Annotated in this window: 22 protein-coding genes; 11 read left to right on the forward strand and 11 right to left on the reverse strand. The window is 32.2% G+C overall.

The annotated features are described in order from the left end of the window. Positions 1-23: 23 nt before the first annotated feature. Entirely contained in the window at positions 24-476 is a 453-nt protein-coding gene (locus tag LL966_RS20725; RefSeq protein WP_229355900.1) for a helix-turn-helix transcriptional regulator, read from the forward strand. Positions 477-596: 120 nt separating this feature from the next. Here LL966_RS20725 and LL966_RS20730 read toward each other — a convergent pair whose 3' ends face one another. After that, complete coding sequence (locus LL966_RS20730) at positions 597-1,601, reverse strand: hypothetical protein (RefSeq protein WP_229355902.1); 1,005 nt, start codon at positions 1,599-1,601, stop codon at positions 597-599. Between the two features lie 78 nt (positions 1,602-1,679). Next, complete coding sequence (locus tag LL966_RS20735; protein WP_229355903.1) at positions 1,680-2,237, reverse strand: 1-acyl-sn-glycerol-3-phosphate acyltransferase; 558 nt, start codon at positions 2,235-2,237, stop codon at positions 1,680-1,682. A gap of 64 nt (positions 2,238-2,301) precedes the next feature. Here LL966_RS20735 and LL966_RS20740 point away from each other — a divergent pair, with 64 nt between their 5' ends. The 6 genes from LL966_RS20740 (at position 2,302) to LL966_RS20765 (ending at position 7,061) form a co-directional block, all read left to right on the forward strand. Beyond that, positions 2,302-2,967 carry a spermidine synthase gene (locus LL966_RS20740; RefSeq protein WP_229355904.1) on the forward strand — a complete coding sequence of 222 codons (666 nt, stop codon included), beginning with the start codon at positions 2,302-2,304 and terminating at the stop codon, positions 2,965-2,967. A gap of 6 nt (positions 2,968-2,973) precedes the next feature. Next, positions 2,974-3,651: a peptidoglycan DD-metalloendopeptidase family protein gene (locus tag LL966_RS20745; protein ID WP_229355905.1), complete on the forward strand. Its 678-nt coding sequence runs from the start codon at positions 2,974-2,976 to the stop codon at positions 3,649-3,651. 6 nt (positions 3,652-3,657) lie between these two features. Continuing rightward, a complete protein-coding gene (locus LL966_RS20750; RefSeq protein ID WP_229355906.1) occupies positions 3,658-4,134 on the forward strand; it encodes a hypothetical protein in 477 nt (158 codons plus the stop codon). A gap of 11 nt (positions 4,135-4,145) precedes the next feature. Continuing rightward, complete coding sequence (locus LL966_RS20755; RefSeq protein WP_229355907.1) at positions 4,146-4,670, forward strand: hypothetical protein; 525 nt, start codon at positions 4,146-4,148, stop codon at positions 4,668-4,670. Between the two features lie 48 nt (positions 4,671-4,718). Further along, the gene (locus tag LL966_RS20760; protein ID WP_229355908.1) at positions 4,719-5,189 is read left to right on the forward strand and encodes a nuclear transport factor 2 family protein; all 471 of its coding nucleotides are present in this window, start codon (positions 4,719-4,721) and stop codon (positions 5,187-5,189) included. Positions 5,190-5,318: 129 nt separating this feature from the next. Next, positions 5,319-7,061 carry an APC family permease gene (locus LL966_RS20765; RefSeq protein ID WP_229355910.1) on the forward strand — a complete coding sequence of 581 codons (1,743 nt, stop codon included), beginning with the start codon at positions 5,319-5,321 and terminating at the stop codon, positions 7,059-7,061. A 389-nt stretch (positions 7,062-7,450) separates the two neighbouring features. Here the strand turns inward: LL966_RS20765 and LL966_RS20770 are convergent, their stop codons facing one another. Further along, positions 7,451-8,938 (reverse strand): aminotransferase class V-fold PLP-dependent enzyme, encoded by a 1,488-nt coding sequence (locus LL966_RS20770; protein ID WP_229355912.1) that lies wholly within the window; start codon positions 8,936-8,938, stop codon positions 7,451-7,453. A gap of 182 nt (positions 8,939-9,120) precedes the next feature. Between LL966_RS20770 and msrA the strand changes: the two genes are divergently transcribed. Together msrA and LL966_RS20780 are read left to right on the forward strand one after the other, a co-directional pair. Further along, positions 9,121-9,654 (forward strand): peptide-methionine (S)-S-oxide reductase MsrA, encoded by a 534-nt coding sequence (gene msrA, locus LL966_RS20775; RefSeq protein ID WP_229355914.1) that lies wholly within the window; start codon positions 9,121-9,123, stop codon positions 9,652-9,654. Positions 9,655-9,835: 181 nt separating this feature from the next. Further along, complete coding sequence (locus LL966_RS20780) at positions 9,836-11,404, forward strand: protein adenylyltransferase SelO (protein ID WP_229355916.1); 1,569 nt, start codon at positions 9,836-9,838, stop codon at positions 11,402-11,404. A gap of 133 nt (positions 11,405-11,537) precedes the next feature. Here LL966_RS20780 and LL966_RS20785 read toward each other — a convergent pair whose 3' ends face one another. Further along, positions 11,538-12,506 carry a YpdA family putative bacillithiol disulfide reductase gene (locus tag LL966_RS20785; RefSeq protein WP_229355918.1) on the reverse strand — a complete coding sequence of 323 codons (969 nt, stop codon included), beginning with the start codon at positions 12,504-12,506 and terminating at the stop codon, positions 11,538-11,540. A 1-nt stretch (position 12,507) separates the two neighbouring features. After that, on the reverse strand, positions 12,508-12,981 hold the full coding sequence (locus LL966_RS20790) for a CYTH domain-containing protein (RefSeq protein ID WP_229355920.1): 474 nt from the start codon (positions 12,979-12,981) through the stop codon (positions 12,508-12,510). Between the two features lie 184 nt (positions 12,982-13,165). Here LL966_RS20790 and LL966_RS20795 point away from each other — a divergent pair, with 184 nt between their 5' ends. Then, complete coding sequence (locus LL966_RS20795) at positions 13,166-14,077, forward strand: OmpA family protein (protein WP_229355922.1); 912 nt, start codon at positions 13,166-13,168, stop codon at positions 14,075-14,077. A gap of 15 nt (positions 14,078-14,092) precedes the next feature. Then, a complete protein-coding gene (locus LL966_RS20800) occupies positions 14,093-14,638 on the forward strand; it encodes a hypothetical protein (protein ID WP_229355923.1) in 546 nt (181 codons plus the stop codon). A 157-nt stretch (positions 14,639-14,795) separates the two neighbouring features. On the opposite strand, the gene LL966_RS20805 is transcribed toward LL966_RS20800, so the two are convergent. From LL966_RS20805 to LL966_RS20830, 6 genes are all read right to left on the reverse strand, one after another. Beyond that, complete coding sequence (locus LL966_RS20805; RefSeq protein WP_229355924.1) at positions 14,796-15,833, reverse strand: o-succinylbenzoate synthase; 1,038 nt, start codon at positions 15,831-15,833, stop codon at positions 14,796-14,798. 5 nt (positions 15,834-15,838) lie between these two features. Then, a complete protein-coding gene (locus tag LL966_RS20810) occupies positions 15,839-17,077 on the reverse strand; it encodes a tetratricopeptide repeat protein (RefSeq protein ID WP_229355925.1) in 1,239 nt (412 codons plus the stop codon). Positions 17,078-17,277: 200 nt separating this feature from the next. Continuing rightward, entirely contained in the window at positions 17,278-17,955 is a 678-nt protein-coding gene (locus tag LL966_RS20815) for a metal-dependent hydrolase (protein ID WP_229355926.1), read from the reverse strand. A 29-nt stretch (positions 17,956-17,984) separates the two neighbouring features. After that, positions 17,985-18,947, reverse strand: a complete 963-nt coding sequence (menA, locus tag LL966_RS20820) for a 1,4-dihydroxy-2-naphthoate octaprenyltransferase (RefSeq protein ID WP_229355927.1) — start codon at positions 18,945-18,947, stop codon at positions 17,985-17,987. Between the two features lie 162 nt (positions 18,948-19,109). Next, positions 19,110-19,943: a 1,4-dihydroxy-2-naphthoyl-CoA synthase gene (locus LL966_RS20825; RefSeq protein WP_012024845.1), complete on the reverse strand. Its 834-nt coding sequence runs from the start codon at positions 19,941-19,943 to the stop codon at positions 19,110-19,112. A gap of 838 nt (positions 19,944-20,781) precedes the next feature. Then, complete coding sequence (locus tag LL966_RS20830) at positions 20,782-21,633, reverse strand: CvfB family protein (RefSeq protein WP_229355928.1); 852 nt, start codon at positions 21,631-21,633, stop codon at positions 20,782-20,784. Positions 21,634-21,669: the final 36 nt, after the last annotated feature.

A 21,669-nucleotide genomic window follows, 5' to 3' on the forward strand; every position in this document is an offset into this window, starting at 1 on the left:
TTAATCTTAAATAATAATTTACAATGGTAAACATAGAAGATTTTGTAAAGAGACTTGAAATTGTAATGGATTATTATAGTTTAAGCACTTCTGCTTTTGCTGATAAAATTGGCGTTCAGCGTTCTAGTATGTCGCACCTTTTGTCTGGAAGAAATAAGCCAAGCTTAGATTTTGTAATGAAAATTTTAGAAGTTTTTCCAGAAATAGATCTGTATTGGATTTTGCTTGGAACTGGAAATTTCCCCAAAGACAACGAAAAACTTTCTGGCGAAATAAAAAAAATAACCTCTCCTATTTCATCTCAAGAAAATTTTGAAGAAGACTTATTTGCTAAAATAGAATCAGAAAAAGAAGATGTAGTTAAAACGAAAATTTCATCAGAACTGGAAAACTTAAATTTTAGTTTCGCAAATGAAGAAATTGAAAAAATAGTTATTTTTTATAAAAACGGAAGATTTAAGAACTATTCTCCATAATGCAAAAATTAGCGCATATTTGAGTCTTTGTAAAGAAAATTTTTATTTACGCGATTCTCACGCGTTTCAAAAAAAACCTGATTCATTTAATGAATCAGGCAAAATAATATTATTTATGAATTATTTTCTCAACACAAAAACAGATGTTACTCCGGCTTCTAATCTTACATTCGCTGGAGCAAAATCTCCAGACGCAGTTGGGTATGTATAAGTTAAAACTTCTCCGCCTGCATTTAATCTTTCAGCAACATAAATCTTTTTTGTTACTTGGTCATATGCTACGTCCACTGGATTTCCAAGAAGAGAATTTGGTCCATAAATTCTAATTTGATTCGTTAGTGCAATTGTTCCTGCAGCCGAAGTTGAATTAAATACACTTGAGAAATTCTTTATAAAAATCAATCCTCCATCAGTTCCTGAAGTTGCACTTCCGACATCTGTTAAAATCATAGTATCATCTGAAGCGGAATATGTGATTCCGTGTGTGCGTACCAAACCTGCAATTGTAACTCGCTTTGTTGCAGTAATTGTTCCTGATGCATTATTCATATAATTTTTAAATAAAACAAGATCACCCGTTAAATCTGCTACAGCGTACAAATCATTTCCATTTAGATGAATTCCCCATAATTTAAAATCGGTTGTAAATGTTTTTTGTAGAGAAAAACCCGTTGCAGTTTTTTTATAAACAAAAAGTTTATTTATCATACCATTTGATGCAAGCTGATCCTGTGCCACCACAACTATATCACCAGAAACAGCAGTTTCTCTTGCATTTGTAAATTCAGTACTTAAGCCACTCAAAGTTAACTTTAAGTTATCCATTCCTGTTTTAACTGCGTCTTTTACTCCTGTATAAGTTTCTAATTTATTATTAGTTCTTGAAGCAACAATAACTGCATCCGTATCACTATTATAAGATATACCCTCAGCATCAAGTGATGCTATAGTAAAAGATTTAACGGTTGCGGAAGAAGAAAGTAAGTCTTGGTAAGTAATTTTTCCAGAAGTGTTACTAGATGTAAACAATACTGCTTCACTAGAATTTGTTTTTTCAGAATCGCTACTGTCGCATGATGCGAGAATAGTTAGTAAAAATGCCGATGTAATAATTATTTTTTTCATATATATAATTTTTGATAGTTAACTATACTTACGAAAAAAATGTTAATTAGGTTTTAAATACAAAATTGACCGATCTTTCTATATTAAGAATGTATAAGCATTTTCAGAAATTTTACCTGTTACACCATTATAATGTTTTTTTAAAATTTCAAAATCAGATTCGTAATTTCCAGTTGGGAAAAACGGTTTGCCAAAATTCACTTCTTTTTTACCCCAATCAAAAGTTACAGGTACAATTGGCACTTTCGCTTTAAGCGCAATAAAATAAAATCCGGTTTTAATCTCTGTTACTTTTTTTCGTGTTCCTTCTGGAGCAACAGCCAATCGAAAAATTTCTTTTCTCTCAAAAATAGCAGCGATGGAATCTACTTTATTCAGTCCGCCAGAACGATCTAAAGGTTCTCCCCCAACACTTCTAAAATAATATCTAAAAGGGAATTTGAATAATTCTTTTTTTCCGACCCAATTCATTTCAAATCCAGAAATTCCTCGGGTAAAAAGTCCTATATAAAAATCATGATTACTCGTATGAGGCATAACCATTAAGATACATTTTTTTATTTCCGCATTTTCTATCCCTACTATTTTCCAGCCCATTAGCTTGAAAAATATGAATTTGTACAATAGTTTTTTCATTAATCATTCAAAATTTGGTGCAAAATAAAAGATTTAATGCTAAATTTGAGTAAAAGCATTTAAAATGATTCGAAAATTTTTCAGTTACATCATTCCAGTAAAAATATTTAAAAAGAAATCTGCAAGAAGTAAAATTATCGAAGTTACGTGGGCCAATGGCGAATTAGTTTTAGATTCTGAAAACACCAATTATTCATACGGAAGTTTGCAACGCATATTAAGGTACGGTCTACGAAATATCGGTTACGATAAAATCTTAAAAATGGATCATATTTTATTATTAGGAGTTGCCGGCGGAAGTGTCGTAAAAACCTTGGTTGATGAAATAGAATATAAAGGAAAAATTACAGGAGTTGAAATTGATAAAGATATGATTCAAATTGCAAATGAATATTTTAATTTGAATCAAATTAAGCAATTAGAACTTGTAATTGATGATGCATTTGAATTTGTACTCAAAACAAAAGAACAATATAATCTTATTATTATAGATGTTTTTGAAGATACTAATATGCCAAACTTTTTATTTGAAAAATTCTTTTTAGATCGAATTTGTACGCTTTTAAAAGAGAATGGTTTTATTTTATTTAATACTATGATTTTAGATGAAGCTCATAACATTAGAAACAGAAAGTACATTGCTGATGTAAATGAAAAAAAATTTACTGCTAAAATGCTGCCCCGAATAGAAGTACACAACGAATTAATAATTATAAATAAAGTTGCTTAACATTTTATGAAACCCCTTAGCTCCATATTAAACGCCTTACCACCTACTAAAGTTATCGATGCCGAAATCAACATTTCGGATTACGCACCATTAAATTTATCAGCTTCGAATCAAGAGCTAGTTGATGCAAAACTGGAAACTTCCGAAGATTTTGAGAAATATATTTTTAATTATCTAAGAGAAAACAGTGCCAAAGTCGCTTTTGGCGGATATATCGAAGGACGATTTTTATACCAAAGAAGCTCTATATTTTATAACGAATCTAAACCAGAGCGTAATATTCACATTGGTTTAGATTTATGGACCGATGCAGGAACTGATGTTCTTGCAGCACTTGACGGAAAAGTGCATAGCTTTAAAAACAATGAGGGTTTAGGCGATTATGGTCCTACAATAATATTAGAACATAACGTGGAAAATGAGAAATTTTATACTTTATACGGACATTTATCGTTAGAAAGTATAGAAAATTTAAATGTCGGAGACCATTTTAAAAAAGGTGAAACGATTGCAACTTTAGGAGAATCCTCAGTAAATGGAGATTATGCACCCCATGTCCATTTTCAAATCATTCATAATATTGAAAATTATTGGGGAGATTATCCTGGTGTTTGCAATGCAAAAGATCTAAACTTTTATATTGAGAATTGTCCCGATCCTAACTTATTATTAAAAATTACTTAAATAGTTATGAAGAAAGCAGGATTGATTATATGTTTGTTGTTATTAATCGGATGTAAGTCTAAAACGGTTAGCAGAAATACTGAAGATTTAAAGATTAAAAAAGTTGCTATCGCAGAAGTGAATACAAATCAGCAGCGAAAAGCTTATGATTTAGGAAAAAGAGTTTTAGAAACTTGTAATACTTCTAAATTTAAACCTTTTAATGAAACCGAAGTAACTAAATCGGTAATGGAAAACACTACAGAAGAGCGTTTAACCAAGACCTGCCAAAGATTTAGACAATATTACGGAAGTTTTATTGATTTAAAATTAGATGGAGTTTACAAAACCAAGCAAGAAGTTATTTATCGCTATCACGCATTGTATTCTAAAAAAGTAGCAAATAAAGAATTACGTGTTTTTGTAAATGAAGACAATCTTATTTCAGCAATAAAATCAATGGATTGGGATGAAAAATTTGATGCCAAATTAGCCGATCAATAAACCTAAAAACTATGAATTTTAAATTACCACTTTTTCTTTTATTGTTTGTTTCAACTTTTGCAATTGCACAGCAAAACATAACCGTAAAAGGCTCTGCTCCTTTTCCGGCAACACAAGAATATACTTTTATTTGCGAAAAATATGCCTTTACTGGCGAGATAAAAGTTCAAATTGCAAAAACAGATAAAGGTGGTATTTTAAAACTAACGATTGATACCTCAAATGACAAAGCCAGAATTGCAGGAGGTGTTTATGTAGATTTGGCTAATGCAGATGTTATTGCATGTACAGACAAAAATGTAAAAGAAACTACAGACGGAAAAACAACATCTTATTACTACTTTACACCAGCTGAATGGCTAAAGCTTAAGAAAAATGATATTTATGCCGTACGCTTTATAATTGCTGGCGGTCCAGATAATTTTGGAAATCAAACAGGACATTTTACAGCTTATAATAAAATGAATTACTTTTCAACTGCTTACGATAAATCTAAAAAATCTTTTGATACTGCTAAAGAAATTAGTGTCTTGTAAGATCATTTTTATCTAATTAATCTTATATTTATCGGAAATATATTTCTTATGAATGCAAATGAAGCTTTAATTGCTAAATTTTATACCGCTTTTGCGAATTCCGATTATAAAACAATGATTGAATGTTACCATCCAAAAATTCATTTTATTGATCCCGCTTTCGGTTTACTAAAAGAAAATCAGGTAGCTAAAATGTGGGAAATGCTTCTTTTGAAAAGTAAAGGAAATATAAAAATTGAATTTTCAAATGTAAAAGCAGACGATTCAACTGGTTCGGCAAATTGGGTTGCTACCTATAATTTCAGCAAAACAAACAGAAAAGTAGTAAATCGAATTTATGCTGAATTCGTTTTCCAAGACGGTTTAATCATCAAACACACTGACAATTTTGATATTTGGAAATGGTCAAAACAAGCTTTTGGCACTACAGGTTATTTATTAGGCTGGACTGGTTTTTTTCAGAAGAAAGTTCAGAGCCAAGCTTTATTATCCCTACAAAAATTTCAAGAAACAAAATAAAATCCTTAAATTGAATATACTTTTATAAGACTAAAAGTATAATAAGTTTTCAATTTAATATCTGCCTTTTTCTCGATTCTGATTATTTGCTGCTTATTGTTTTTTACTTAAAGTGTTAATTAAATACTGATGAAAGAAATCGTACACAAGAAATTAAATGAATTACAGGCGACTGCCATTTGCGGAAATGATATTAGCTCTTCTTGTCTATATGTTTCAGCGTTAACTATTTTATATGCTGGACAATATGCTTGGATTTCATTACTAATTGTCGCTGTAGTTTTATTTCTTTTCAGGAAAATTTACGGAGAAGTTGTTGGTGCAATTCCTTTAAATGGAGGAGCTTACAATGTTTTGCTAAATACTTCTACAAAGCGTTTGGCTTCATTGGCCGCAACTTTAACGGTCTTGTCTTATATGGCAACGGCCGTAATTTCTGCTTCAGAAGGAATGCATTATTTACATGGAATTTTCGAAGGTTTAAACGTCACTATTGCGACTGTTGTTGTTCTAGTTTTGTTTACTGGACTTGCAATTTTAGGAATTGGAGAATCTGCTTTTGTAGCCGTGATAATTTTCTTAACACATATTGGAACCTTGTCTTTATTGGTTTTAGCGTCCATCTGGTTCGTTTTAACGCATGGTTTAGAAACTTTCCACATCAACTGGCATACTCCTATTGCATACGAAAGTATCAAAACAGCACTTTTTTTAGGTTTTTCGGCAGCAATGCTTGGAATTTCAGGTTTTGAAAGTTCTGCCAATTTTGTCGAAGAGCAAGAACAGGGTGTTTTTCCTAAAACACTTAGAAATATGTGGGGAATTGTAAGTTTCTTTAATCCAATTATTGCTATTCTCTTGATAAGTGTAATTCCGTTAACAGAAGTTGGCGAAAACAAAGAGTCCCTTTTAGCACATTTAGGCCAAACAACTGGAGGCGCTTGGCTGGCGTGGCTTATTTCAATCGATGCTGTAATGGTACTCTGTGGAGCAGTTTTAACTTCTTTCGTTGGTGTTTCTGGTCTTTTAAACCGAATGACATTAGATAGAATTCTCCCCAATTATTTCCTTAAAACCAATAAACGAGGAGCGCATTACAGAATCGTTATCAGCTTTTTAATCCTTTGCATTTCTGTACTTTTTGCTACAAGCGGTCATTTAGAATCTTTAGCGGGAGTCTATACTTTTTCGTTTCTTGCTGTAATGGCTTTGTTCGGAATTGGTAATTTACTTTTAAAATACAAACGAAGAAAACTTCCAAGGCCAGAACGTGCTCGTGGTATTGCAGTTGTTGCCGCCGTAAGTTTTGTAATTGCCGCTTTTCTAGGAAACATGGAACTGAATATCAATTCATTCTATACCTTTCTGAAATATATGATTCCTGCTCTGGTCTTTATCGGAATTATGCTAAATCGTGTTATCCTGATCCGTTTACTAATTGAAGCTCTAGAATATTTTTATCAGCCACTCAGAAAAATGGTTATTATCAGCAACCGTTATCTGCAAAATTTGAGTACAGAAATTAACTCTCAGGAGTTTGTGTTCTTTACAAAAGGCGATGATATTACCATATTAAATAAGGTTTTACAATATGTAGAAGATAACGAAACAACAAAAAAACTAAAAATAGTTCAAGTCATTAATGATACCGTCAATAACGATGCATTACGAAAAGACTTGGAAGTTCTGGACCGTGCATACGATGGAATTGATATTGAATATATTGAAATTCAAGGAGTTTTTGGACCAGAGATTATAGATGAACTTTCTCAAAAATGGAAAATCCCTAAAAACTTTATGTTTATCGGTTCACCAGGAAATAAATTTTCTTACCGCGTTTCAGATCTAGGAGGTGTAAGATTGATTATGTGATTTTTTAGAAGCAGAAGTTCTTGTTTTTTCAAGACGTTCAGTCCCGCTATCCGTTTCAATTTTTTGTTCCGAACACCGGCACAAAAAGATTTCTACTTCTATCGGGGCTAGATTTGAAGAATCCTTTTCATAAGAAATATAAAAACCATTGCAAAAGATTAAAGCTTTGACAAAGGTTCATTTCAAACTTATCAATACTATTTTTTATTTCGACTGAAAGGAGAAATTGCACAAGTAATTCCATTTACTTCAATCTTTGTATAATTTCACATGTGATTTCTCCTTCCAGTCGAAATGACAAGTTTTTGAAATAATAAACCCGACAGTTTAAAACTGTCGGGTTTATTTATAATTTAAAAAAAATCTTCGCGCGCTTTGCTGTTAAAAAACTAAGATTTAAACCATCCTGCTACCAGTTCATCTTCAAAAGAAGTAGCATTCTTATGAATAAACTCATTTCTCATTTTATCATAAGAATAATCCAAAGCCCAAGTTTTATGATTTGCAGCCATTTCTTTTATACTTTCACACACAAAGGCAATTTCCTTGTCAGTAGTCGTTGGGTGAATAGACATTCTGATCCATCCTGGTTTTTTGATCAAATCACCAATTGTAATTTCATTTACCAATTTATTAGAAGTTTCCTGATCCACATGTAATAGATAATGTCCATAGGTACCCGCACAGCTGCATCCACCTCTAGTCTGGATTCCAAAACGGTCATTTAAAATTTTAACTCCTAAATTAAAGTGAAGATCATCAATAAAAAAAGAAATTACACCAAGACGCTCTTTGTGCTGTCCAGCCAAAATTTTAATATTCGAAACAGGATCTAATTCACTAAAAATATAATCTACAATTTCGTGTTCGCGTTGCATAATGTTCTCAATTCCCATTTCTTCCTTCAGCTCAATTGCAAGTGCAATTTTTATAACCTGAAGAAAACCAGGAGTTCCCCCATCTTCACGATCTTCAATATTGTCAATGTATTTATGTTCTCCCCAAGGATTTGTCCAGCTTACAGTTCCTCCTCCAGGGCAATCAGGAATCATATTATTGTATAATTTCTTATTGAATATTAAAACACCTGAAGTACCAGGACCTCCTAAAAATTTATGAGGCGACATAAATACAGCATCCAAATAAGCCTCTGGATCTGCTGGATGCATATCAACTTCTACATAAGGGCCAGAACAAGCAAAATCAACAAAACAAACCCCATTATGTTTGTGCATCATTTTTGCAGCATCATGATAAGGCGTTCTTAAACCCGTAACATTAGAACAAGCAGTAATAGACGCTATTTTAATCGTTCTATCTTTATATTTTTCTAATAATATTTCTAGATTCTCAACATTAAAAAGTCCTTTTTCACAAGACGGAATAATTTCAACATCAGCAATAGTTTCTAACCAAGAAGTTTGATTCGAATGGTGCTCCATGTGCGAAATAAAAACGATAGGTTTTTTCTCTGCAGGAACATTCGTAAAAGATTTCAAATTCTCAGGAACTTTTAGCCCTAAAATACGCTGAAATTTATTTATGACACCAGTCATTCCGGTTCCATCTGTAATTAAAACGTCATCATTATTAGCATTTGCATGGCGCTTAATTATATGTCTCGCATGATGATATGCTTTTGTCATGGCAGTTCCCGACACAGTAGTTTCCGTATGCGTGTTGGCAACAAAAGGTCCGAATTGGTTTAAAAGTTTTTCTTCAATCGGACGATACAATCTTCCACTGGCAGTCCAGTCAGTATATACGATTGATTTTCTGCCATAAGGTGACGTAAATTCCTGATTTATACCGACAATATTTTGTCTAAATTCCTGAAAATAAGTTTCCAGGGTCATGGTATTATTTTTGCTATTCATTAGTTGTGCCTTGTGTTCGAATGCAAATATATCGTTTTTTTATAAAATTGCGAATTTATCAATACTAAACTTCAAACATTAAATATCTGTTTGGTATCTTTAGTTAAAAGATCTTTTTTTTAATAAATTATCATAATACCCTATCGAATTAATAGGCAATAAACGAATAGAAAGTAGTACTTATGGAAAATTTATCAGTAGCAACCTTTGGTGGTGGATGTTTTTGGTGTATAGAAGCTGTAATTCAGCGTTTAAAAGGAATAGAATCAATAAAATCAGGATATTCAGATGGGTTTATTAAAAATCCTGCTTATCGTGAAGTTTGTACAGGAAGAACTGGACACGCAGAAGTGATTCAAGTCAGTTTTAATCCTGACATAATTTCATATCATGACTTAATTTTTATATTTATGACAAGTCACGATCCAACAACGTTAAATCGTCAGGGCGGAGACAGCGGAACTCAATATCGCTCTATTGTCTTGTATCACGACGATGAACAAAAAGAAATTGCAGAAAAAGTATTTGAAGAAGTTCAGCCTGCATATGCAGATCCTATTGTTACGCAGTTAAAACCTTTTGAAGTTTTTTATGAAGCTGAAGATTATCATCAAAATTATTATAATGAAAATCAAGAAGCAGGATATTGCCAAGTTGTAATTGACCCGAAAATTCAAAAACTAAAAAAAATGTATGCCGATAAATTGATTGGCTAAAAGTTTTTTTGTCACAGATTGTAAAGATTAGAATTATTTATGAATTAGCTTGTCACCCTGAGCGAAGTCGAAGGGCGTTCCAATTGGACCTTGGCTTCGACTTCGCTCAGCCTGACAAAGATTAGGATAAAAAATCCATATAATCTGCATAATCTGTGGCAAAAAAAAGAAAGTAAAAAAAATGAAAAATCTTAAAATAAATAATCGATTTACAGCAGAATTACCAGCTGATCCTGACTTAACGAACGAAATTCGTCAGGTAAAAAACACGCTATTTTCATATGTAAATCCAACAAAACCTTCTAACCCTCAATTGATACATGCATCAGAAGAAGTTGCGGAATTGGTTGGAATTTCAAAAGATGAAATTCAGTCAGAAGATTTTTTAAACACCTTTTCAGGAAAAAAGATTTATCCTGAAACAATGCCGTATGCAATGTGTTATGCAGGGCATCAGTTTGGAAATTGGGCTGGACAGTTGGGAGATGGACGAGCCATAAATTTGACAGAAGTTGAAAATAATAATGAGTTTTTTACACTTCAATTAAAAGGTGCAGGCAAAACGCCTTATTCTAGAACCGCAGATGGTTTAGCCGTTTTGCGATCATCGGTTAGAGAATATCTTTGCGCCGAAGCAATGTACAATTTAGGCGTTCCTACTACTCGATCGCTTTCATTGATTCTTTCGGGAGATCAAGTTTTAAGAGACATTTTATACAACGGAAATCCTGCGTATGAAAAAGGAGCAATTGTCTGTAGAGTGGCTCCTTCCTTTATTCGCTTTGGAAGTTTTGAAATGCTTACCTCCAGAAACGAGTTAAAAAATCTAAAGCAATTTGTAGAATTTACTATTAAACATTATTTTCCTGAAATTGCAGGAGAGCCCAAAGAACAATATTTGCAGTTCTTTCAAAAGGTTGCTGACACAACGCGCGAAATGGTTTTACATTGGCAACGTGTTGGTTTTGTACATGGTGTTATGAACACTGATAATATGTCCATTCACGGAATCACGATTGATTATGGTCCATATGGTTGGTTAGAAAATTATGATCCAGATTGGACTCCAAATACAACAGATAGTCAAAATAGAAGGTACCGTTTTGGAAATCAGCCTCAAGTGGCGCAGTGGAATTTATTTCAATTGGCCAATGCACTTTATCCTTTAATTAATGAAGCTGCTCCATTAGAAAAAATATTGGACTCTTTCATAATTGATTTTGAAAAAGATTATAAAACAATGTTTTTAAGCAAATTAGGAATATTTACTTCAAGTGAATCTGATGATAAAATCATGCAAGGTCTAGAAGAAATTCTACAATTATCCGAAACCGATATGACGATCTTTTTTAGAAATCTAAGCAAAATTAAAAAAGAGGATTCTGTAGAACAAGCATTCGAAAAAATTGAATATGCATTTTATCTACCGGAAGAAATCAAAGAAAAAATTCTTGATGCATGGCAAAAATGGCTTTCTGTTTATTTGAAAAGATTAAATGCTGAAACACTTTCTGATGAAGAGCGTGCTTTAAAAATGAATCTTATAAATCCGAAATATGTCTTAAGAAATTATATGGCGCAATTAGCAATTGATGCGGCTGACAAAGAGGATTATTCTTTAATTGATGAATTATTTCAACTTTTAAAAAATCCGTACGATGAACAACCAGAATCAGAAAAATGGTTTGCCAAACGTCCGGATTGGGCAAGAACCAAAGTAGGTTGTTCAATGCTTTCTTGTAGTTCTTAAAAAGTTTTTTTGCCACGAATTACACAAATTTCCACGAATTAAGTTTGTCAGTTTAAATGAAATTAAAAAAGAATTTATTTCACCTATGAAAAAAATTAGTGGAAATTTGTGTAATTCGTGGCGAACTTTTTTTTTACTTCGAAGTAATACAATCCACAATCATATTGGCGTGAACTCTTGAATTTTCGATAAACCATTTATGTGTTTGCATTCCGCCGCATACAACGCCCGCAAGAAACAAACCTTCTATATTGGTTTCCATCGTTTCTGAATTATAATTTGGAATTTTCAATTCATCCTTAGAAAGTTCAATTCCCATTTTTTCAAGGAAATTCAAATCTGGTTTATAACCAGTTAGCGCTAGAACAAAATCATTTTCAATTGTAATCTTTCCTGTTGGAGTTTCAATTTCAACCTCATTTTCTCTAATTTCAGTAATATTAGATTCAAAATAAGCTTTAATACTTCCTTCTTCAATTCGGTTTTCAATATCTGGTTTTAACCAATATTTCACACGATTGTTGATTTCATTTTTACGAATCACCATAGTTACTTCTGCACCTTTTCTCCAGCATTCCAAAGCAGCATCTACAGAAGAATTGTTTGCTCCGACAACCAAAACTTTTCTAAAGGCATATTCGTGTGCTTCTTTGTAGTAATGACGAACTTTAGAAAGATTTTCTCCCAAAACATTCATTTCTATCGGAATATCATAAAAACCCGTAGCAATCACAACATTTTTAGATTCGTAGTTTTGTTTGTCCGTTTTGATTTTAAAAAGCTTATTTTCCTTTTTAACATCAAGGACTTTTTCAAATAAATTGATATTGAATTTAAAATATCTATGAATATTTCTGTAATACTCCAAAGCTTCTTGGCGTCCGGGTTTTGGCGCTAAACAATTAAATGGAATTTCTCCGATTTCTAATCTTTCCGCAGTTGAAAAAAAGGTCATGTAAAGCGGATAATTAAAAATACTGTTTACAATTGCTCCTTTTTCAATAATTAAATAGTTCAGTTTTTTATTCTCAGCTTCTATTGCACAAGCCAAACCAATTGGTCCTCCTCCAACAATAATAAGGTCGTATACTAATTCTGTCATTTTATTTTTGCCAGTCTTTAAAAGGATTTTTACTTAAATAAGCGTTGTAATATCTTTCATCGTTGGTTACTTCTTCACCTAGCCATTCAGGTTTTTCAAAAGCTTCATCTTCCGAGTTTAATTCAATTTCAGCCATTACTAGACCTTCATTTTCGCCATAAAACTCATCAACTTCATAAACATGATTTCCAGATTTAATTTCGTAACGTGTTTTTTCGATTTTTCCTTTCTCGCAAAGTTTTAAAAGTTGTTGGGCTTCTTCTAACGGAATTTCATTTTCCCATTCAAAACGAGACATTCCACTGCTATGACTTAATCCTTTTATTGTAATAAAGCCTTTATGGCCTTTAATTCTCACTCTAACTGTGCGCTCAGGAACAGAACTTAAATAGCCTTGAGCAATTTTATTCTGAGCAAAAGCTTGATTCTTGAAGTCGTAAGATTTTACAAGAAATTTTCGTTCTATTTCGACCATTTTTTAATTTGAATTATTTTTAATGCAAGTTACTCATTTAAATTAAGAGGTTGTAAAATATCAAAATCAAAAATATGTTAATTCATTTTTTTAAACACGAATAACAAACGATAAAATAACTGATTATTAATACGTTACGTATTAAAATTTTAGTTAAATTTGAGAGAATCTAAACTCATCATCTATGTCTAAAAAAGCACTTTATCTATTAGGCATTGCGATAACCATTATTTTAGGCACTTTTTTATACCTAAAATTTTGCTGCAATTGCTGTGACAAAACAAGTACGGATGATGCTCCTAAAATAGTTTCCCCAGCTGTTCAAGAGCCAAATTTTGTTCCGTTTGTATTAAGTGGTTCGGGAATTGAATATCAGACTCATGATAATCTCAAGTTCCTTAAAAACAGCGCCATTCTTGTAATGCCTGTAAGCGATTCTGTAACAGCTGGTATTGAAAAATTAAAAGCTTTCTTGTCTTCAAATCCGAAACAGAAAGTGACCATAACCGGCTATGCTACCTCTGACGAAAAAAACACCACAACTTTTGAAAATTTAGGCTTAGCAAGAGCCAATGATGTCAAGAATTATTTTGTTTCGAAAGGGATGTTGGAAAATCAATTCAATACGAAGGGAGAGGTTATAGACAAATGGAAAATGAGTGCTGACACACTTTTAGGTCCCGCAAACTACTCATTTGACGCAATTGATTCTACTTCAACTGCAAGTGATGAATGGAGTGCTTTAAGAGATAAAATTAACGCTGATCCGTTAATTCTTCATTTTAACACAAATCAATCTCGTCTAACTTTAAACGATTCAGAAAAGCAAAAAATTACTGCAATTAAGCAGTATTTAGAGCATGTGAAAGATGCTGTTGTCTTGGCTGTTGGACATTCTGATAATATTGGAAACCATGATTCTAACGTAATATTAGGTCAAAAAAGAGCGGATTTTTCTAAAAATTATCTTTCTAAAAATGGCATTGATGCAACCCGAATTGAAACACAGTCTAAAGGACCAGATGAACCAATAGGTGATAACAATACCTCGGAAGGAAAAGCATCAAACAGAAGAACAGTCATTACAATTAAATAATTAAAACATACGATCATGAATATACCTTGTATCTTAATACCTGCTCTAGTAGGCCTAATTTGTGGAATTTTAGGTTATTTACTAGGAAAAATGAACTCAAAAAATGATGATTCGCTAGCATTATCTTTACAAGCAGATTTAGATGCCTGCAAAGCAAATACCCGAAACTTAAATGCAAGAATAGCAACTTTAGAAGCAGATTTGGCTGCAAAAGCAAAAATAGCACCACAATCATTTGCTGCAGCAGCTCCTACTCTTATTCCTTTTGACAGCTCTTTGGCGTCTACAGCCTTAGGTAAAAAAATAAAAGAAAACGATTTGAAGGTTGTAGAAGGAATTGGACCAAAAATCGAAGCATTATTGAATAACGCTGGCATAAAAACCTGGTACGATCTTTCTCAAGCATCAACAGAAAAATTGCAGTCTATTTTAGATGCAGGCGGAGAAAATTATTCCATACATAATCCGAGTACTTGGGCTAAACAAGCTTTATTCGCTTATCAAGGAAAATGGCAGGAATTGAAAGATTGGCAACGCAATCTTTTAGGCGGAAAAGAGTAAAATATAGGTTCAGAGGGACAGAGTTACAAAGGAACAAAGGTTTATCTTTTGTGCGAAACTCTGTCCCTTTTTTCTTTTTTCTCATATTTAAAATCATAAAAAAATGCACAAAGTTTTAAACCTCTACATCTTTGAACCTTTTATGCTTTTGAACCTTCTAAAAAAAATCCGATTGCCATTCTTTGGTTAAGTTATACCATAACTTTCCGTTTTTAACTTCTAATGGACAATCTATATTATTAGTATACAATGATCCGGTTCCTAAACCTTGAGGCATATTAGAATGTAAAGTATAAGTCCATTGCGCAATTGCATTAAGACCTATATTACTTTCTAAAGCTGATGTAATCCACCAGCCAATATTGTACTTTTCTGCCAAAGTAATCCACTCTTGTGTTCCTTTAAAACCTCCAACAAAACTTGGCTTCAAAATAATATACTGTGGTTTTATTTGCTGCAGCAATTTTTCTTTTGCTTCAAATGAAAACACTCCAATAAGTTCTTCATCTAATGCAATTGGAAATGGTGTCTCCTTGCAAAGTTTTGCCATTTCATTTACATTACCCTTTTTAATTGGTTGCTCAATACTATGTAGTTCAAATTTATTTAATTGATTGAGTTTATCTAAAGCTTCACTTGTACTAAAGGCTCCATTCGCATCTACACGAATTTCAATTTCTTCTGGTGAAAAATGGTTCCTAATAAAGGCTAATAATTCTAGTTCTTTTTCAAAATCAATCGCTCCAATTTTAAGTTTAATGCAATTAAAACCGTCCGCTAATTTATCTTCAATCTGCTTTTTCATGAAGGAAGATTCTCCCATCCAAACCAGACCATTTATATTAATTGAACTCAAATTTTCCGTAAAATCAGATGGAAATAAAAGATATGGATTCTTATTTTTTAAAGATAAAAAAGCCATTTCTACACCAAATTGAATTGATGGAAATTCTAATAACGAATCCCAAAGAACTTCTTCACCTAAATGAATGTTATCACAAGTCCATTTTAGTTTTTCTTCATAATCAGTGCGATCATCAATACTTAAGCCGCGTAAGATTCCACATTCTCCTACTCCTTTTTTTCCGTTTTCTTCTAAAATTATGAACCAAGTTTCCTTTTCGGTCATTATACCTCTAGAAGTTCCTGAAGGACGTTTAAATTCTAGCAAATATTTGTGGTAAGAAGCTTTCAATTTGTTTAATTATAAAGTTTTAGTATTCTTTCAAAATCTTTAGACGAAAGTCCAGCCTTTTCAAATACAGCAAAATCTTGTTTTGTTTTAGTAATCCAGCTTAAACTGTCTGTCACATTTTGATCTTGGTACTTTTTATAAATTGCCTTAGCAGCGCTGTAATCATTGCTTACTAAATAAGTATGTGCTAGATTTAATTTAATCAATAATTCTGTATCATCAAGCTTTTCTCCTTCCAATAATACTTTTAAAGCCTTTGCATATTGTTTTGTCAATATATAGCAATAACCTAACGAACTGTAATCTAGTGCCGTTGCTTTTCCTTCATTAACAATTGTGCTTAATTTTGGAATTGCCTCATTGTATTTTTGTGTTTTTATTAAAGAAGCTGCTTGCGTTCTCAAATCATTGAAGACATTTTTAGAAATATCAGCATCTTTGTAACATGCGTTTCCGAAATCTTTGTACACTTTTGTTTTTTCAACAGCTAATAATTTTTGAAACTCATCATAACGATATTGCTTCATAATTTTATTTAAAATACAAACGCAGAAATCATCTGAGTTTGCCATTTTTTGAGCCATTGTAGAAGTTTTGCACAAGCTTATAATTTCGTTCTTATTATCTTGATTCCAACCTCGGCTTAATTTGGTATCAACCCATGGCACTACTTCTAAAACTACTTTTTGACTTAAAATCCAATTTTTACTTTCAAAACCGAACCAAATAGTACTGATATTTTCCTTTAGACAAGAAGATCTATTTACTGATAATCTTTTCGCGTCTTTACTAACAGGTTCAGCTTGCGAATAACACGCTTTATCTATTTTACCATCAGCGATATATTTTTTTGCATTTTCATTAGAAGTAAAAATCGAATACGTGCATTGGTCGTCTCCAGATATTTTCGACATTAAAAAAACTGCTCCAGCAGACCCCTGGCTTACTCCTGTTGGATCTGGAATGGCTTTTAACAGAGAAACGAGGCTATTCGCCATTTCCTGGTTTTTATCTAAAAGTGTAATTCTATATACAATCTCTGTGGTTCCAACTGGCAGATCTTCTGTTGGTATAGCAATTCTGTCTCTGGCGGGAACCATGATTTCTTTAGTAGTAGCTCGTTCTTTATCCCAATAGCCGTCTTTTTGAGCGAAAGCATTAAAAGAAAAAGAAACTAAAAGGGAAAGAATTATTTTTTTGAAAGTTGAATTTTGTGAGGATGATTGAATTGCCACAGATTTCACAGATTAAAATGATTTTTATTTTAAAAACTTCACGAAATGAATAACATAGATTGTGCCAAATAACTTTCTTATGAAAATGAGTGCCGTAGCCTCAATAGCAATAATATTCTTTTGTGGTGGCCCCGATAGTAATCGGGAGCCACAAAAGATATAATGTTTGTCGTATTAGCTCCTCCCTTAGACTACTCTTAGGATGACAATTATAATTCGATAGATTCTCCGATTTGTAAAAGCATCAAATCTTTTCCTTTATCAAAAAACTTACGAATAGCTTCTTCGTGATTGATTTCAATGTAACCAAAAGTATCAAAATGGTAGCCCAAAATTTTATCACATTCTACAAAATCAGAAGCAATAATAGCATCTTCAACATCCATTGTGAAATTATCTCCAATTGGAAGAATAACCAAATCTAATTCCGTGCGAAGCGGAATCAATTTCATATCGTAAGTCAAAGCTGTGTCGCCTGCGATGTAAATATTTTTATGCTCGCCTTCAATTACAAATCCTCCTGGATTTCCTCCGTAAGATCCATCGGGAAAACTGCTGGAATGAATTGCATTTACATATTTCACTCTTCCAAAGTCAAATTTCCAGCTTCCGCCATGATTCATTGGATGTGAGTTAAAACCTTTGTTTCCATAATAAGTTGCAATTTCAGCATTTGAAACAATAACTGCATTTGTGTTTTTTGCAATGGTTTCAACATCTAAAACGTGGTCGCCATGTGCATGCGTAACCAATATATAATCGGCCTTTAATGAATTTATATCAATTCCTGCAGCTTTTGGATTTCCAGTAATAAATGGATCAACAATAATATTTTTTCCTCCTACTTCAATTCCTAATGAAGCATGTCCGTAGTATGTAATTTTCATTTTGTGTAATTTTAAGTTTTAAAGTTATCTTATCTTCCGCCTAAAAACAGGTTTACAATAATATCCGAAATCAAAGAAATCATACAAACTGTTAATAAGATTGAAAGTAAAAATGTGCTTAAAGCCAGTTTTTTCAATTCTGGATCCAACAACTTAGGGTCTTGATTTTTATAAACCGTAATTAAATGTTTAGTTAAAGGAATATAAGCCAATAAGAAAAGATATTGATCAAAATTATAATCGCTTAAAATAGCAAAAACAACTACCAAAAGCATTGCTGTAATGATTAAAGTATAATGATAAATTTTAGCGTTTGCAGCTCCAATTTGCACTACAATGGTATTTTTACCTGCTTTTTTATCTGATTCCTGATCACGCATATTGTTTAAGTTTAAAACTCCAACGCTCAATAATCCGATTGAAATAGCGGGAAGAATTAAAAGCGGATCTACTTCTTTCGCGTACAAAAAGTTAACCCCCAGAGTACTTACTAATCCGAAAAAGACAAATACAAATACATCTCCAAATCCTCTATAACCATAAGCAGAATTACCGACAGTATATTTTATCGCAGATAAGATTGCCATTATTCCTAGCAAAAGGAAAAAAATAGAATATCCAAAATTGTCTTTTCCAAAAGCAAAATAAATCAATATTATTGCCGACAATAAAGTCAATAAAGAAGTAATTATAATTGCTTTTTTCATTGCCTGAGGTGTGATAACACCACTCTGAATGGCGCGCTGCGGCCCTACTCGATCAGCATTATCAGTACCTTTTACCCCATCGCCATAATCATTAGCGAAATTAGATAAAACTTGCAATCCTAATGTCGTTAAAAGTGCAAAACCAAAAACTTTCCAGCTAAATACTTCCGTTGGAGTGTTAATAGTTTCTGTTGGATTAGATAAAGCATAAATACTTCCAACTATAATTCCAGAAACGGATAATGGTAATGTGCGCAATCTTGCGGCTTCAATCCAATGTTTCATTATTTTTAAATTTTAGATTTTAGAGTTTAGATTTTAGATTATTTCAACTTGTGTTGAATTTTATTAATCTAAAATCTGCAACCTAAAAAGTATTGTTTTTAATTTAAAATCAGATCTCAGTTTAGATAAAATCTAAAATCTGCGATCTAAAATCTAAAATATTTATGGTAACCATTTATTTTCTCCAAAGTTTGGTTTTCTTTTTTCTAAGAAAGCGTTTCTTCCTTCTTTAGCTTCTTCTGTCATGTAAGCTAAACGAGTTGCTTCTCCGGCAAAAACTTGCTGTCCAACCATTCCGTCGTCAGTTAAGTTCATAGCAAACTTCAACATTTTTATAGAAGTTGGTGATTTTTGAAGAATTTCTTGCGCCCACTCATAAGCAGTAGCTTCTAGTTCATCATGAGGAATTACCGCATTGACCATTCCCATTTCAAAAGCTTCTTGAGCCGAATAATTTCTCCCTAAGAAAAAGATTTCGCGCGCTTTTTTCTGACCAACCATTTTTGCCAAATAAGCTGATCCATAGCCGCCATCAAAACTTGTTACATCTGCATCAGTTTGCTTAAATATAGCATGCTCTTTACTAGCAAGTGTCATATCACAAACAACATGCAAACTGTGTCCACCACCTACTGCCCATCCTGGAACAACAGCAATAACCACTTTTGGCATAAAACGAATTAAACGCTGTACTTCTAGAATATTCAAACGATGCTGTCCGTCATCTCCAACATATCCCTGATGCCCACGGGCATTTTGATCACCGCCACTGCAAAAAGAATAAACTCCATCTTTAGTAGACGGCCCTTCTGCAGATAACAAAACAACTCCAATTGAAGTGTCTTCTTGCGCATCGTAAAAAGCTTGGTATAATTCTGAAGTAGTTTTAGGACGGAATGCATTTCTGACATTTGGTCTGTTAAAGGCTATTCTCGCTACTCCGTTGCATTTTTTATAGGTTATATCTTCAAATTCTCTGGCTGTAATCCAATCCATTTTGATTTTATTGTTTAAAATAATTATAGGGTAAAAATAAGGCATTTTTACTATTTTACCTACTCAAATTGTCTTAAGTCTTTCTGAAATTGACGTCGAATGTTAACAATTGGTATTTACTTACAAAAAATAACATTTTTTAACATTAGTTTAGAAAAATAATATTTAATTTTACACCCTAGAAATCAATGAGATACATTTTATTTATTGGTTTCAGATTGATTTTCTTTCACTGATTTATTAACCTAAAAAATGATTTTTTTGAGAAAATTTAAAAAATTTGTCGCTCATTTTTTTAGGGTTTTAAGTAACAAACCTCAAAATAAAGAGCAAATGATTTATGTGTTTGTCGAAACTTCAAAAAGAAAAAAGTAACACCTAAGGTTAAAAGTTAGAATTGTATCTATAATTAGTATAGAATTGATAACGAAAAAGAGGAAAAAGTACTAATTCACACTTTCTAAAAGTTATTTTAAAAACCAATGGATTAAGCCGTGAAATTATCTTTTTGCTTTTAAGATTTACGCATTAGATTATTTAAAAGACATACCGTCAAGGGGTAATTTCTAAAATTTATAAAGCTATTATCCTGAGAAGGATTCGAATTATTTTATTTCTGTTTTTTTTTAATTACAATTTTTTTTAAAACTAGAATAAAAAGCGAAAGGCTGCTCATAATGAGCAGCCTTTTGTGTTATAATAGTTTTGCTAGTGCAAAATAAATTTCAATTAAAAAATTCCAAACTCTGGACTTCTGAAAATTCTAAAATAAAAATTCCAAATTCCAATGTATTGTGTTCAATTCATTTTGGAATTTGGAATTTAAAAATATTGGAATTTAATTTACTAGATAAATTCCGTCTTCTTTAATCTCTATTAATTTTTCTTTATATAAAGCTCCAATAGCTTTCTTAAAAGATTTTTTACTCATTTTCAAAACGGTCTTAATATCTTCAGGATGCGAATTATCATTCAAACGAAGAAAACCTCTGCTTGCTCTTAATTCACTCAAAATTTTATCTGCATTTGGTTCAATACTTTCAAAACCTTGCGCCTGAACTGCTACATCAATCTTATTATCTGGACGAATGTTTTTTATAAAACCACGCATTCTATCTCCAGTTCTTATCGAATCATCATAAACTTCGTCTTTATACAAAAGTCCTTTATGCTGTTCATTAATAATGACATTAATTCCCATATCTGTGATATGAGAAACAATCAAATCAACCTCTTCACCTTTTTCAACAGTAAGCTGATCGTTGCTCAAAAACTGATTTGTTTTACTTGAAGCCACTAAACGATTGGTTTGTTTGTCCATATACAAATAAACCAAATAGCGTTTTCCTTTTTCCATCGGACGCGCTTGTTCTTTAAACGGAACAAGAATGTCTTTTTCCATTCCCCAATCCATAAAAGCGCCTACATTATTAATATAGTTTACTCTTAAAAGGGCAAATTCGTTTAGTAAAATATAAGGAACTAAAGTTGTTGCCACTGGTCGTTGTTCGTGATCCAAATAAACAAAAACAATCAGTTCTTCTCCAATTTCAAATACTTTTGGTACGTATTTGTTTGGAAGTAAAACATCATGAATTCCTTCTGGATCATTTTCAGGATCTCCCAAAAACAAACCAACTTTAGTATCACGTAATATAGTTAGGGTATTGTATTTTCCTATTTCTAGCATTTTCTAAATATTCTAAGTTGATAAAACAACTAAGTT

The sequence above is a fragment of the Flavobacterium chungbukense genome (assembly GCF_020805785.1).
Taxonomy (GTDB): Bacteria; Bacteroidota; Bacteroidia; order Flavobacteriales; family Flavobacteriaceae; genus Flavobacterium; species Flavobacterium chungbukense.

Bases quoted from the DNA above. Each gene is read 5' to 3' on its own strand.
- LL966_RS20760 (WP_229355908.1), top strand. From the start codon at position 4,719: ATGAATGCAAATGAAGCTTTAATTGCTAAATTTTATACCGCTTTTGCG.
- LL966_RS20725 (WP_229355900.1), top strand. From the start codon at position 24: ATGGTAAACATAGAAGATTTTGTAAAGAGACTTGAAATTGTAATGGAT.
- LL966_RS20730 (WP_229355902.1), bottom strand. From the start codon at position 1,601: ATGAAAAAAATAATTATTACATCGGCATTTTTACTAACTATTCTCGCA.
- LL966_RS20790 (WP_229355920.1), bottom strand. From the start codon at position 12,981: ATGGTCGAAATAGAACGAAAATTTCTTGTAAAATCTTACGACTTCAAG.
- LL966_RS20765 (WP_229355910.1), top strand. From the start codon at position 5,319: ATGAAAGAAATCGTACACAAGAAATTAAATGAATTACAGGCGACTGCC.
- msrA (WP_229355914.1), top strand. From the start codon at position 9,121: ATGGAAAATTTATCAGTAGCAACCTTTGGTGGTGGATGTTTTTGGTGT.
- LL966_RS20770 (WP_229355912.1), bottom strand. From the start codon at position 8,938: ATGAATAGCAAAAATAATACCATGACCCTGGAAACTTATTTTCAGGAA.
- LL966_RS20800 (WP_229355923.1), top strand. From the start codon at position 14,093: ATGAATATACCTTGTATCTTAATACCTGCTCTAGTAGGCCTAATTTGT.
- LL966_RS20750 (WP_229355906.1), top strand. From the start codon at position 3,658: ATGAAGAAAGCAGGATTGATTATATGTTTGTTGTTATTAATCGGATGT.
- LL966_RS20815 (WP_229355926.1), bottom strand. From the start codon at position 17,955: ATGAAAATTACATACTACGGACATGCTTCATTAGGAATTGAAGTAGGA.
- LL966_RS20830 (WP_229355928.1), bottom strand. From the start codon at position 21,633: ATGCTAGAAATAGGAAAATACAATACCCTAACTATATTACGTGATACT.
- LL966_RS20745 (WP_229355905.1), top strand. From the start codon at position 2,974: ATGAAACCCCTTAGCTCCATATTAAACGCCTTACCACCTACTAAAGTT.
- menA (WP_229355927.1), bottom strand. From the start codon at position 18,947: ATGAAACATTGGATTGAAGCCGCAAGATTGCGCACATTACCATTATCC.
- LL966_RS20785 (WP_229355918.1), bottom strand. From the start codon at position 12,506: ATGACAGAATTAGTATACGACCTTATTATTGTTGGAGGAGGACCAATT.
- LL966_RS20740 (WP_229355904.1), top strand. From the start codon at position 2,302: ATGATTCGAAAATTTTTCAGTTACATCATTCCAGTAAAAATATTTAAA.
- LL966_RS20755 (WP_229355907.1), top strand. From the start codon at position 4,146: ATGAATTTTAAATTACCACTTTTTCTTTTATTGTTTGTTTCAACTTTT.
- LL966_RS20780 (WP_229355916.1), top strand. From the start codon at position 9,836: ATGAAAAATCTTAAAATAAATAATCGATTTACAGCAGAATTACCAGCT.
- LL966_RS20795 (WP_229355922.1), top strand. From the start codon at position 13,166: ATGTCTAAAAAAGCACTTTATCTATTAGGCATTGCGATAACCATTATT.
- LL966_RS20825 (WP_012024845.1), bottom strand. From the start codon at position 19,943: ATGGATTGGATTACAGCCAGAGAATTTGAAGATATAACCTATAAAAAA.
- LL966_RS20735 (WP_229355903.1), bottom strand. From the start codon at position 2,237: ATGAAAAAACTATTGTACAAATTCATATTTTTCAAGCTAATGGGCTGG.